This window comes from Cellulosimicrobium cellulans (assembly GCF_007679345.1).
GTDB lineage: Bacteria > Actinomycetota > Actinomycetes > Actinomycetales > Cellulomonadaceae > Cellulomonas > Cellulomonas cellulans_A.
The window spans coordinates 148,760-160,827 of the sequence record NZ_VEGH01000010.1; the positions used below are offsets into that span (position 1 = coordinate 148,760).

Here is a 12,068-nt window from a genome sequence, read left to right on the forward strand (position 1 = left end):
TCGCCGAGGTCGAGCGTTCACCGGCGAAGGCCGCTCTCAACCGCTCGACCTCGGCGAAAACCCTCGTCCTCGGCGGATGCCTGCCGCAGGGCGCGAGCGATCCGGGTGGCGAGCGTCACCGGGGTGGGCAGGTCGTCCCACGTGGCGCGGAGGATGCGCCAGCCCTCGTCCTCCAGGGCGTCCTGGCGCTGCTTCTCGGCGAACACCGCCTCCGCCGCCGTGCTCCCGAACGCACCCGTGTACTTCACGAACCCGTCGAACTCGACTCCCACCCGCGGCACGACCCAGCCGAGGTCCAGCAGGAACCGCCCGCGGCGCGTGCGGACCGGGACCTGGAGGCCCGGGGCAGGCAAGCCGTGGTCGTGCACGGCCAGCCGCACGAGCGACTCCCCCGGCGACTCGGCGCGGCCGTCGGCGAGCGCGAGCACCGCCCGCGCCCGGGCCACCCCGCGGCGCCCCGCTCTCGCGCCGAGCATCCGGTCGATCGCGTCGGCGTCGGCCCCGCGGCGCAGCGCCGAGTCCGCGATGACGAGCGCCCGGTCGGGTGTGAGCGACGAGGCGCAGTCGAGCACGGTGCGCTCCGGGCTCGTCACCGGCAGCCCGTGCACCTCCGCCCGCTCGGGCCCGGGCACGCCGCCGTGGTGCCGGATGACGGCGTCGCGTCCGCGTCGGGCCGGGCGGCCGTCCTGGATCAGGTGCACGGCCTCCGGCAGCCGGACGGTGTCGCAGCCCCACAGCACCGCGGCGGACTCGTGGCTGAACCAGTGCGGCACCACGAGCTGCGCGTGGACCGCCTCCACCCTCGCGAGCATCCGGCGCCGGGCATCCCGGGCCGGTCCCTGCGTCGGGGCGGTGGGGAGGTAGGCGCCCCACCGCACGCGCTCGACCTCGCCGCGCCGGAGCCGCGCGGCGAGCGCGGAGGCGTCATGACGACGCGCGAGCACCACCTCCCCGAGCCCAGCCCCCACATCCGCCATGCCGCCGACCCAACCCGACCAGCCCTCCGTGACGAAACCCCGCCCCGCGCCCCCTGTGGACAGCGCACGCCGAGGTCGAGGGTTCGCCCGCAGAACACCGCGGGAAACCCTCGACCTCGACGGAAACGCTCGACCTCGGCGGGTGACGTCCCTACGAGGAGCGGAGGATGCTCTGCATGCGCTTGCCGCGGGCCAGCTCGTCGACCAGCTTGTCCATCCAGCGGATCTGCTGCATCAGCGGGTCCTCGATCTCCTCCACGCGGACGCCGCAGACCACGCCCCGGATCAGCTCCGCGTCGGGGTTCATCCTCGGGGCGCGGTCGAAGAACTCCGCCAGGGTGCGCTCGTCCGCGACAGCCGCCGCCAGCGCCGCCTCGTCGTAGCCGGTCAGCCACTCCAGGACCTCGCCGAGCTCGGCGACGTCGCGGCCCTTGCGCTCGACCTTCGTGACGTAGTGCGGGTAGATCGCGGCGAACGGCGTCCCGAAGATCCGGTGCCCGCCCGCCCCCTCGGCCCCGCCGCCCCCGGTCCCGCCCGACCCGGCCACGCTCAGATCCCCTGCCAGGCGGGCTTCGCGTCGAACGTCTCCCGGTAGTACGACGCGAGCTGCAGCCGGCCGGCCGCGGCCTCGTCGACGAGCACGGTCGCGTGCGGGTGGTGCTGCAGGATCGTGCCGGGCCACATGGCGCTCACGGCGCCCTCGGCGAGGTGGTGCACGGCCTCGGCCTTGTGCTTCCCGCTGGCCAGCAGGACGACGTGCCGGGCGGACATGATCGTCGCGAGCCCCTGGGTGAGGCAGTGCGTGGGCACCTGCGACACGTCGCCGCCGAAGAACCGCGCGTTGTCCTCGCGGGTCTGCCGGGTCAGCGTCTTGATCCGGGTGCGGGACGCGAGCGACGAGCCGGGCTCGTTGAACGCGATGTGCCCGTCCGTGCCGACGCCCAGGATCTGCACGTCCACGCCGCCGGCGTCCGCGATCGCCGCCTCGTACGCCGCGCAGGCCGCGGGGACGTCGTCGGCGAGCCCGTCGGGCCCGTGCACGTCGGCCGGGTCGATGTCGACGCGGGACGCGAACTCCTTCTCGATGACGTTCCGGTACCGCTCGGGGTGGTCGGCGGGCAGTCCGACGTACTCGTCGAGCATGAAGGCGCGCACCCCGGCGAACGACAGGCCCTCCTCGGCGTGCCGGCGGGCCAGCTCGTCGTAGACGGCCAGCGGGCTGGACCCGGTGGCGATGCCGAGGACCGCGTGCCGGCCCTCCGCCGCGCGGGCGCGCACCACCCGCTCGATCGCGTCGGCGGCCAGCCGCGCGAGCTGCGGGCCCGTGGCGATGACGACCTCCATCAGGACTCCTTCCGTCCGACCAGCGCGGCGCCGACGGCACCCACCGGAACTCCGCGCGGCGCGAGGGTCACCCGCTCCGCCATGTGCATCGCGGCCAGGAACGCGGAGTCCCGGGCCTCGTCGTCCAGCCGTGCGCGCACCACCCGCAGCAGCGGGTCGCCGAGCTCGCTGACCCCGCCACCGACGACGACGTGCGCGACGTCGGTGGTGAGCAGGAGCACGCGCACCGCGGCGGCCACGGCCCCGGCGAACCGGTCGCGCACCGCCCCGGCACCAGCATCCCCGGAGTCGGCCGCTTCGAACAGGGCCACGGGCGCGGGCCGGTCGCCGGGACCGGGCCAGGCCGCGGACAGCGCGCCGCCGGACGCGTACTGCTCGAGGCAGCCCCGCTGGCCGCACGGGCACGGCAGCCCGCCGGGGACGTGCACGAGGTGGCCGATCTCGCCGGCGACGCCCGAGGCGCCGCGCCGCAGCCGGCCGTCGAGCACGAGCCCGGCGGCGAGCCCGGTGCCGAGCGCGAGGAACGCCAGGTCGGGCGCCGGGTCGGGCAGCAGGTGGGCGGCGCCCAGCGCCGCCACGTTCAGGTCGTTCTCCAGCCGGACCGGGACGCCGCCGAGCGCGGCGGACACGTCGGCGGCCAGCGGCACCGCGGTCTCGATCGCGAGGTTCACCGCGTGCTCGACGCGCCCCGTCGCCGGGTCGACGATGCCGGGCAGCCCGATGCCGACCCCCGCCAGCGCGCCCGGGGTCAGCCCGGCCTGCGCGACCAGCGCGTGCACGGCCTCCGCGGCGGTCCCGGCGACGCCCGCGGCCCCGGGCCGGGCGGCGAGCCGCACCGACGGGCCGACGGCGCCGTCCGGCGCGACCAGCACGCCGAGCGTCTTGGTCCCCCCGACGTCGAGCCCGACGGACCACCCCGGGGCGACGTCCGCGCCCGCGGCGGGACCGGGCACGCTCGCCGGAACCGGCGCACCGGACTCCTCCGGCCCCGCGGACGCGCCGCGCGGCCAGGTCATCAGCTCGTCCACGTCAGCCCTTCACCGCTCCGGACACCAGCCCCGACGTCATCCTGCCCTGCACCAGCAGGAAGAACACGATCACGGGCACGGCGATGAGGGTCGACGCGGCCATGACCTCGCCCCAGTCGACTCCGCGGTTCGCGGACGACGCGAGGAACGACCGCAGCCACAGCGGCAGCGTGCGGGCGGACTCGGCCGGCAGGGCGACCAGCGCGACGGTGAACTCGTTCCAGGCCTGCAGGAACGCGTACACCCCGGAGGCGACCAGGCCGGGCGCCAGCAGCGGGAAGGTGATCCGCAGGAACGCCTTGACCCGGCTGAGCCCGTCGACCATCGCGGCCTCCTCGAGCTCGATCGGGACGCCGGCGACGAACCCGCGCAGCATCCAGATCGTGAACGGCACGACGGCGGCGGTGTAGAGGATCGAGACGCCGATGACGCTGTTCAGCAGGTTGACCGAGGACAGCATCTTGTACTGCGCGATGAACAGGCCCTCGGCGGGCAGCATCTGCACGAACAGCACCGCGATGACGAACGTCAGCCGCCCGCGGAACCGGAACCGGCTGATCGCGAGCGCCGCGAGGAACGCGAACACCAGCACGGCGACGACGGTGACGGCGGTGATCGCGAGGCTCATCCGCAGCGCGGTGCCGAACCCGGCCCCGTCGAGCACCGACCGGAAGTTCGCCAGGGTGGCGCCGGTCGGCAGGAACGTCGGCGTCGTGGACCGCAGCCGGGAGCCCGGCAGCACCGAGGACAGCACCATCCAGTAGACGGGGAACGCCCACACGACGGCGATGACGACGGCCAGCAGCCCGAGCAGCGCGCGGCGGACCCGGCGGCCGACCCGGCCCCCGGCGGCTCCCCGGCGCGGTCCCGGCCCGGAGGCGCTCGGCACGGCGGGGGTCCCGGCACGGGCCGGAGGGGCGGCGACCGGGTCCACCGACCCGGCGGGTCCCGCGGGGGACGTGGTGGCGCTCATGCGTCCTCCTTCAGCAGGTTCCGGACGTAGGGCCAGCTCAGCAGCACGGTCAGGGCGAGGACGAAGATCGACACGGCGGCCGCGCCGGCGAAGTCCTGCCGGCCGATGCCGAGCTCGAAGATGAAGTTGCCCAGCAGGTTGGTCTCGCTGACCGGCGCGTCGCTGTCCTGCAGCAACCGGATCTGCGCGAACACCCGCAGGTCCCAGATGATCTGCAGCAGCAGCACGATCGACAGCACGGGGCGGATCAGCGGCATCGTGATGTGCCAGAGGATCCGGGTCGGGCCGGCGCCGTCGATGCGGGCGGCCTCGAGCACCTCGTCGGACACCTGGGTGAGCGCGGCGTAGACGGACAGCGCCACGAACGGCACCGACATCCACACGATGATCACGGTGGCGACGAAGAAGAACGACAGCGGCTGGGCGAGCCATGCGTGCCCGCTGTACTGGTCGAAGCCCACCTGGACGAGCAGCCAGTTCACGACGCCGGTGCGCCAGTCGAACAGCCACTTCCACACGGTGACGGCGGCGACCATCGGCATGGCCCAGGCGAGCAGCAGGGCGACCTGCAGCACGATCCGGACGACCGGGTGCACGGCCTTCATCAGCAGCGCGAACAGCACGCCGAGGATCACCGTGGCGAACGCGTTGACCAGGCAGAACACGATGGAGCGGGCGACGACGGCCCACAGCCGGTCGTCGGTGAAGATGCGGGCGTAGTTGTCGAGCCCGACGAACGTCGGCGGCTGGCCGAACTGCTGCGCCAGGCCGAACTCCTGCATCGACGTGACGACCTGCCAGTACAGCGGGTAGCCCATGCCGGCGAGCAGGACGAGGACGGCGGGGACCAGCAGGACGTAGGCGGTGAGGCCGGGTCGACGGCGGCGGGGCCGGTGCGCGGCGGGCGCGGGGGCCGCCGGCGGCGCGGGCGGGGTGGCCGGCCCGGGGCGGGCCGCGGTGGTGGACATGGCACCTCTCCTGACGAGCGGTGGCCGGACGGTCCCGGCCGCGGGGCGCGTGCCCCGCGGCCGGGAGGACGTCACTGGCCGTTGAGCATCGGCGTGATCTTCTCGTCGTACTGCGCGGCGAGCTCGGTCACGTCACCGCCCTCGGCGATCGCCTGGAACAGCTCCTCGTAGACGAACGCCGCCTCGACGGCCGCCCAGCCCGGCGCGGCCGGGGTGAGCTTGGAGGAGGACGCCGTCTCGATCATCGTCTGCGCGAACTTGTCGTCGCCGAGCGAGTCGACGTACTGCGCGTTCGCCGGGCCGAGGCCGTTCTCGCCCAGCATCTGCTGGTACTCGGGCGAGAAGATGATCCGCAGCAGGTTCTCGGACAGCTCCGGGTGCTGGGACTTCGCGGAGATGGCGATGTTCGAGCCGCCCGCGAACACCGGCGCGATGCCGCCGTCCACGCCCGGCAGGGCGAAGATGTCGAACTTCGACTCGTCCACCATGCCGTCGCGGACCTCCTCACCGTCGTCGTTCGTGGTGAGGTCGCCGATCGACCAGCGGGCCCAGCCCGGGGCCATGATCGTCGCGGCGGCCGGGGCGGCGCCGTCGGCACCGTCGTTCAGGAAGTCCCAGTACGCCACGTCGCGCTCGGTGGCGGGCACGTTGGACGAGCCCTGGTAGACGGCCTGCCACTGCTCGAGGCCCTTGATGGTGTTCGGGTCGGACAGCGTCGAGGTCCACTCCCCGCCGTCCTCGGTGGCGAGCTCGCCGCCGTTCGCGAACACCCAGGAGATGCCGTTGCGCCAGTCCTGGCCGCCGATCGCGAAGCCCGACTGGCTGTCGGTCTTCAGCGCCGCGACGTCCTGGGCGAACTCGTCGAGCGTCGTCGGCTTCTCCAGGCCCGCGGCGGACCACAGGTCGGCCCGGTAGAACATGTAGCGCGAGCCGAAGTAGTACGGCAGCGCGTAGTTCTTGCCGTCCGCCTTGCCGACCTCGACGAACGAGGGCAGCAGGTCGTCGCCCCCGAGCTCGTCGTAGAGCGGGGTGAGGTCGCGGAACGCGCCGATGGTGGTGAACGTCGGCGACTGGGTGTTGCCGATCTCCACCACGTCGGGCGTGTTCGCCTCGTCCGGCAGCGCCGTCGTCAGCTTGGTGACGACGTCGTTCCAGTCCTGCTCCTCGATGACGAGGGTCGACCCGGGGTTCTCCTCCTCGAAGGTCGTCTTGAGGTAGTCGCGCAGCTCGTCGGGCGTGTCCGCCCCGTTGAGCCAGAGCGTGATCTCCGCGGCCTCGGGGGTCCCGTCGGACCCGGTCGAGCCGCCGTCGTCGCCCGACGAGCAGGCGGTCAGCACGAGCGCCGCCGCCACACCGACGGCTGCCATCCGTACGATCTTCACGTTGGTGTTCCTCCCTGATGCGTGGCGGGGCCTGCAAGCCCCGCCGGGGGTGGTGGTACCGGCACTGCAAGCGGTCGGCTCGGGGTCGTCACGTGACCCCGAGCTGACCGGACAGCACGAGGGCCGCGGCGCCGGACAGCGCCCCGTCCTCGTCCAACGAACCCATCCGCAGCACGAGGTCCTGCCCCAGCAGGGGCAGGGTCCGGGCCCGGAGCGTGGCGAGCGCCTCGACCCTGAGGGCTCCGTCCAGCAGCTCCGGGGGACCCGAGAGCAGGACCTCGGCGAGGTTGAGCGCACTGACGACGGGAGCCAGGGCCACGCCCAGCTTCCGTCCGACCGACGCGAGGACCGCGTCGGACTCCTCGGGGCTGCGGCCGGCGGTGGCGCGGCGCAGCGCGGGCAGGGAGAGCAGCGTCTCCAGGCAGCCGGCGCGCCCGCACGCGCACGGCCGGGGCTCGGGGTCGCCGGCCCGCACGTCGCGGTCGTCGACCACCGTCACGTGCCCGATCTCCCCGGCGGCGTGGGCGCGGCCGCGCACCAGGGCGCCGTCCAGCACGATCCCGGCGCCGAGGCCCTGGCCGACGGTGACCACCATCAGGCCGGCGCCGCTGGCGCCGCCGTAGGTGTACTCCCCCAGCGCGTGGGTGTTCGCGTCGTTGGCCACCTGGACCGGGACGCCCAGCCGCTCGGCGAGCAGCGCAGCCAGCGGCACGTCGTACCAGCCGCGGTTGGGGGCCTCGACCACGACCCCGGCGGCGTCGATCACGCCGGGCGACCCGATGCCGACGCCCACCACGGGGCGGTCCGCGGCGGCCAGCAGCTCGCGGCAGAGGTCCTCGAGCACGGCCACCGCGGCGTCGCCGGTGCGGCCGTCGAGGGACACGGTGCGTCGCGCGACCACCGCGCCGGTGAGCGTCATGACGGCCCCGCGGAGGCTGGCGTCGTCCGCGAGGTCGACCGCCACGACCTGGAAGTCCTCGGTCCGCATCCCGACGAGGGTCGCGGGCTTGCCGACCTTCCCCTCGGGGCGGACGCCGAGCTCCCCGACCAGGCCCTCCGAGATGAGCACCGACACCAGGTCGGAGACGGTCACCCGGGTCAGGCCGGTGCTGCGCGCAAGGTCGGCGCGGGACGAGGGGCCCTGGTGGAACAGGTGCTGCAGGACGAGCGACCGGTTGTGCGCCCGGGCGTGCTCGGGAAGCACCTTGCCCGTCGGGCGGAGCGTGCGCCCGACCCCCCGGTGGCCCGAGGTGGCGGACGGCGTCGTCGTCGTCATGTTTGTTAGTAGACCTTCCTTACTAATCGACCGTCAAGGAGTTCGTGTGACCGTGACCACTTCGTGACCGGGCGTTCACGGGGTCGACATCCGGCTCGGGCGCCCGCGGCGAGACCGGGAATGCCCCGCCCCTCCCCCGCGCTGCACCGGGCATGGAGCTCGGCCTGTACACCTTCGGCGACGTCCACCCCGACCCGGTCACCGGCGCGCGCACCTCCCCCGCGCAGCGGCTGCGCGACGTCCTGGAGCGGATCCGCCTCGCCGAGCAGGTCGGCCTCGACCACGTCGGCATCGGCGAGCACCACCGCCCCGACTACGCGATCTCCTCCCCCGCGACCGTGATCGCCGCCGCCCTCGCGCAGACCGAGCGGATCAGCGTCGGCAGCGCCGTGACCGTGCTGTCCACCGAGGACCCGGTCCGGCTCTACCAGCAGTTCGCGACGATGGACCTGCTGTCCGGCGGCCGCGTGGAGCTGCTCGCGGGCCGCGGGTCGTTCATCGAGTCGTACCCGCTGTTCGGCGCCTCGCTCGACGACTACGACGAGCTGTTCGACGAGAAGATCCGGCTGCTGCTCCGGATCGACCGCGGCAACCCGGTCACCTGGTCCGGCCGGTTCCGGCCGCCGCTGCACGCCGCGGAGATCCTGCCGCGCCCGCTCGACAAGCCGGGCCTCGGCGAGCACCTGCGGATCGCGATCGCCACCGGCGGCAACCCGGCGTCCTCGGACCGCGCGGGCCGGCTCGGCCTCCCCGTGTCCTACGCGATCATCGGCGGCCGGCCCGCGGACTTCGCCCCGCTGGTCCGGCTGTACCGGGCCGCGCACACCGAGGCCGGCCACGACCCCGCCACCCAGCGCGTCGAGGTCGCCGGCATGGGGTTCGTCGCCGACGACGCGAAGCAGGCGCGGGAGTTCTTCTTCCCGTACTGGCTCAGCACGATGCGCCGGATCGCCGCCGAGCGCGGGTTCGCCATCCCGAACCGGATCGCGTTCGAGTCCCAGGCCGCGAAGGGCGGGGCGTACTTCGTGGGCTCGCCGCACGAGGTGGCGGACCGCATCGTCGCGCTGCACGCCGTACTCGGGCACGACCGGCAGATCTTCCAGATGGACCTGAGCGGCGTGCCGCAGCGGGAGAGCCTGCGGGCGATCGAGCTCCTGGGCACCCGGGTGGCGCCGCTGGTGCGCGAGGCCGTGGGCGCGTGACCCGGCCTCGGACATGGGTGGTGGTGGGTGTCAGACCGATGCGGCAGGATCGTCACATCCGCTTGCGACGGGAGGAGACCCGATGACGCCCGTGACGATCGAGGTGACGCGCGACGACCTGCTGGCTCGTCGAGCCAAGATCTTGCGCCGCCTCGGCACCACGATCGAGGCGCTGCGGTCTCGGGCGTCGAGCGGAACTCCTTCCGCAGAGGAGTGGGACGCGATCGCCGAGCTGGAGGAGATCAGCTTCCTGCTGGACGACTCCGCCGATGACTTCTGAGCTGGCTGCTCGCTCCGAGGCATTCGCCTGCGAGGTCGGCGAGCTGATCCGCGGCGCGCTCGGGGTCGACGTCCAGGTCGTCTCGGTGCGCCTTGGTGACCGGTACGCGATCCGGCCGGCCGGGGACACCGCGCCGCAACAGCGGATCCCGCTCTGTGTGAACGGCCAGCACCTCGCCGACTTGTCGCTCGCGCTCTACCAGACGCTCGATCACTCGCGGAAGCACCTGAAGACCACCCGGACGGACTTCGGGGTCTTCTCGACGCTCGACCGGACGCCGTTGCTCAGGCTCGAGTACCGCAGCGACATGCGGGAAGACCCCGTCTGCCACTGGCAGGTCCACGCAGAGCGAGGTGCCTTCTCCCACCTCCTGTCGATCGCGAACTCAGCGGACGCGCGCCGAGTACCCAGTCCGCACGACCTGTCGAAGGTCCACCTGCCCGTCGGTGGCGAACGCTTCCGGCCTTGCCTCGAGGACCTGATCGAGATGCTGATCCGCGACTGCGGGATCGACGCAGCACCAGGGTGGCAACAGGTTCTGGAGGCGGAACGGGAACGCTGGCGCCTTCGCCAGTTCCGCACCGCCGTTCGCGACCTCCAGGACGAGGCCGCCGCTGTCCTGCGCGCTCACGGGTGGGAGGTCACCTCCCCTGACCACGAGTACTCGCCGCACGTGCAGCCCTACCGCACCTGGTGACCCCGGGCGGGCCGCACGTCCCGCTCGCCCACCGTCCCGGCCTCGATACGGTGGACCCCGTTCGATCTGCTTCCGAGAGGGACTCGCCGTGACTGCACCCGTCGACGCCACCACCACCGGCGCCTGGACCGCCCTGACCGCCCACGAGGAGGCGTTCGTCCCCGACCTGCGGGGCTGGTTCGACGCCGACCCCGAGCGCGCGACGCGCCTGACCCGGCAGCTGGCCGACCTCACGGTCGACCTGTCGAAGAACCTCGTCACCGACGAGACCCTGTCCCTGCTCGTCGCCCTGGCGGACCAGGTCGGCCTGAAGGCCCGGCTCGACGCGATGTTCGCCGGCGAGCACATCAACGTCACCGAGGACCGCGCCGTGCTGCACACCGCACTGCGCCGCCCGGCCGACGCGGAGCCCACCCTCGTGGTCGACGGCCAGGACGTGGACGCCGACGTGCAGGAGGTGCTCGCCAAGATCGCCGCGTTCGCCGACAAGGTCCGCTCCGGCGAGTGGACCGGCGTCACCGGCGAGCGCGTCGCGACCGTCGTGAACATCGGCATCGGCGGCTCGGACCTCGGCCCGGTCATGGCGTACGAGGCGCTCAAGCCGTACGTCCAGGACGGCCTCGAGGTGCGGTTCGTGTCGAACATCGACCCGACCGACATCGCCGAGAAGACGAAGGACCTCGACCCGACGACGACGCTGTTCGTCGTCGCGTCCAAGACCTTCGGCACGCTCGAGACGCTGACCAACGCCCGCCTGGCCCGCGACTGGCTGTGGCGCGAGCTCGTCGCCGCCGGCGCGATCGAGGACACCGAGGACGCCCGCACCGGCGCGGTCGCGAAGCACTTCGTCGCGGTGTCGACGGCCCTGGACAAGGTCGCGGCGTTCGGCATCGACCCGGAGAACGCGTTCGGGTTCTGGGACTGGGTCGGCGGCCGCTACTCGGTCGACTCGGCGATCGGCACCTCGCTCGCGATCGCGATCGGCCCGGACGCGTTCGGCGAGTTCCTGGAGGGCTTCCACGCCGTCGACGAGCACGTCCGCACCACGCCGTTCGACCAGAACGTCCCGGTCCTCATGGGCCTGCTCAACGTCTGGTACGTCAACTTCCTCGACGCGCACACGCACGCCGTCCTGCCGTACGCGCAGTACCTGCACCGGTTCCCGGCGTACCTGCAGCAGCTCACCATGGAGTCGAACGGCAAGTCGGTCCGCTGGGACGGCACGCCGGTGACGACGGAGACCGGCGAGGTGTTCTGGGGCGAGCCCGGCACCAACGGCCAGCACGCGTTCTACCAGCTGATCCACCAGGGCACCCGGCTGATCCCGGCGGACTTCATCGCGGTCGCCAACCCGGCGCACCCGCTGAAGGACGGTGGGACCGACGTGCACGGCCTGTTCCTGGCGAACTTCTTCGCTCAGACCAAGGCGCTCGCGTTCGGCAAGACCGCCGACGAGGTCCGCGCCGAGGGCACCGCCGAGGAGATCGTCCCGGCTCGCGTGTTCCCGGGGAACCGCCCGACGACGTCGATCCTCGCGCCGTCGCTGACCCCGTCGGTGCTGGGCCAGCTCATCGCGCTGTACGAGCACATCACGTTCGTCGAGGGCGTCGTGTGGGGCATCGACTCGTTCGACCAGTGGGGCGTCGAGCTCGGCAAGAAGCTCGCGCTCGAGATCGCGCCCGCGGTCGAGGGCGACGCGGACGCGCTGGCGGGTCAGGACCCGTCGACCCGGTCGCTCATCGCGCGGTACCTGGAGCTGCGCCAGGGCTGACGCCCGGCAGGGCCACGCTCGGACGGGCCCGCCGCGACCGCGCGTCGCGGCGGGCCCGTCGTCGTGTCAGGCGTCCGCCGCGGTGCGCCGCGGCGCCGAGCGAGCAGTCGACACGTCGAGCGTGTAGTCGGCGCCTACTCGCTCGACGCGTCGACTACACGCTCGGCGGG

Annotated in this window: 12 protein-coding genes; 4 read left to right on the forward strand and 8 right to left on the reverse strand. The window is 73.2% G+C overall.

Going from position 1 to position 12,068, the window contains the following annotated elements; genetic code table 11:
• Positions 1-17: 17 nt before the first annotated feature.
• From FS882_RS14580 to FS882_RS14615, 8 genes are all read right to left on the reverse strand, one after another.
• Positions 18-977 (reverse strand): hypothetical protein, encoded by a 960-nt coding sequence (locus FS882_RS14580; RefSeq protein WP_158373922.1) that lies wholly within the window; start codon positions 975-977, stop codon positions 18-20.
• Positions 978-1,128: 151 nt separating this feature from the next.
• On the reverse strand, positions 1,129-1,524 hold the full coding sequence (locus FS882_RS14585; RefSeq protein WP_158373924.1) for a DUF2200 domain-containing protein: 396 nt from the start codon (positions 1,522-1,524) through the stop codon (positions 1,129-1,131).
• Positions 1,525-1,526: 2 nt separating this feature from the next.
• The gene (gene nagB, locus FS882_RS14590) at positions 1,527-2,321 is read right to left on the reverse strand and encodes a glucosamine-6-phosphate deaminase (RefSeq protein ID WP_158373927.1); all 795 of its coding nucleotides are present in this window, start codon (positions 2,319-2,321) and stop codon (positions 1,527-1,529) included.
• Positions 2,321-3,349, reverse strand: a complete 1,029-nt coding sequence (locus FS882_RS14595) for an ROK family protein (protein ID WP_262348312.1) — start codon at positions 3,347-3,349, stop codon at positions 2,321-2,323. Before FS882_RS14595 ends, nagB begins: the two co-directional genes overlap by 1 nt.
• Before the next feature lies 1 nt (position 3,350).
• The gene (locus FS882_RS14600) at positions 3,351-4,322 is read right to left on the reverse strand and encodes a carbohydrate ABC transporter permease (protein WP_158373930.1); all 972 of its coding nucleotides are present in this window, start codon (positions 4,320-4,322) and stop codon (positions 3,351-3,353) included.
• Positions 4,319-5,290, reverse strand: a complete 972-nt coding sequence (locus FS882_RS14605; RefSeq protein ID WP_158373932.1) for a carbohydrate ABC transporter permease — start codon at positions 5,288-5,290, stop codon at positions 4,319-4,321. The genes FS882_RS14600 and FS882_RS14605 overlap by 4 nt, the downstream gene beginning before the upstream one ends.
• Before the next feature lie 71 nt (positions 5,291-5,361).
• Complete coding sequence (locus tag FS882_RS14610; protein ID WP_158374008.1) at positions 5,362-6,657, reverse strand: extracellular solute-binding protein; 1,296 nt, start codon at positions 6,655-6,657, stop codon at positions 5,362-5,364.
• 103 nt (positions 6,658-6,760) lie between these two features.
• Complete coding sequence (locus FS882_RS14615; RefSeq protein ID WP_158373935.1) at positions 6,761-7,948, reverse strand: ROK family transcriptional regulator; 1,188 nt, start codon at positions 7,946-7,948, stop codon at positions 6,761-6,763.
• Positions 7,949-8,100: 152 nt separating this feature from the next.
• On the opposite strand from FS882_RS14615, the gene FS882_RS14620 reads away from it, so the two are divergent.
• From FS882_RS14620 to pgi, 4 genes are all read left to right on the forward strand, one after another.
• Positions 8,101-9,150, forward strand: coding sequence for an LLM class flavin-dependent oxidoreductase (locus FS882_RS14620; protein WP_158373938.1), 1,050 nt, complete (start codon positions 8,101-8,103; stop codon positions 9,148-9,150).
• Between the two features lie 82 nt (positions 9,151-9,232).
• Positions 9,233-9,430 (forward strand): hypothetical protein, encoded by a 198-nt coding sequence (locus FS882_RS14625; protein WP_158373941.1) that lies wholly within the window; start codon positions 9,233-9,235, stop codon positions 9,428-9,430.
• Positions 9,420-10,127, forward strand: a complete 708-nt coding sequence (locus FS882_RS14630; RefSeq protein ID WP_158373945.1) for a hypothetical protein — start codon at positions 9,420-9,422, stop codon at positions 10,125-10,127. Before FS882_RS14625 ends, FS882_RS14630 begins: the two co-directional genes overlap by 11 nt.
• Before the next feature lie 88 nt (positions 10,128-10,215).
• Positions 10,216-11,898, forward strand: coding sequence for a glucose-6-phosphate isomerase (gene pgi / locus FS882_RS14635; protein ID WP_158373947.1), 1,683 nt, complete (start codon positions 10,216-10,218; stop codon positions 11,896-11,898).
• Positions 11,899-12,068: the final 170 nt, after the last annotated feature.

What these genes read in the sequence shown, in the direction of transcription:
- FS882_RS14580 (WP_158373922.1), bottom strand. Translation starts at nt 977, where the DNA reads ATGGCGGATGTGGGGGCTGGGCTCGGGGAGGTGGTGCTCGCGCGTCGT.
- FS882_RS14625 (WP_158373941.1), top strand. Translation starts at nt 9,233, where the DNA reads ATGACGCCCGTGACGATCGAGGTGACGCGCGACGACCTGCTGGCTCGT.
- nagB (WP_158373927.1), bottom strand. Translation starts at nt 2,321, where the DNA reads ATGGAGGTCGTCATCGCCACGGGCCCGCAGCTCGCGCGGCTGGCCGCC.
- FS882_RS14615 (WP_158373935.1), bottom strand. Translation starts at nt 7,948, where the DNA reads ATGACGACGACGACGCCGTCCGCCACCTCGGGCCACCGGGGGGTCGGG.
- FS882_RS14605 (WP_158373932.1), bottom strand. Translation starts at nt 5,290, where the DNA reads ATGTCCACCACCGCGGCCCGCCCCGGGCCGGCCACCCCGCCCGCGCCG.
- FS882_RS14600 (WP_158373930.1), bottom strand. Translation starts at nt 4,322, where the DNA reads ATGAGCGCCACCACGTCCCCCGCGGGACCCGCCGGGTCGGTGGACCCG.
- FS882_RS14620 (WP_158373938.1), top strand. Translation starts at nt 8,101, where the DNA reads ATGGAGCTCGGCCTGTACACCTTCGGCGACGTCCACCCCGACCCGGTC.
- FS882_RS14610 (WP_158374008.1), bottom strand. Translation starts at nt 6,657, where the DNA reads ATGGCAGCCGTCGGTGTGGCGGCGGCGCTCGTGCTGACCGCCTGCTCG.
- FS882_RS14630 (WP_158373945.1), top strand. Translation starts at nt 9,420, where the DNA reads ATGACTTCTGAGCTGGCTGCTCGCTCCGAGGCATTCGCCTGCGAGGTC.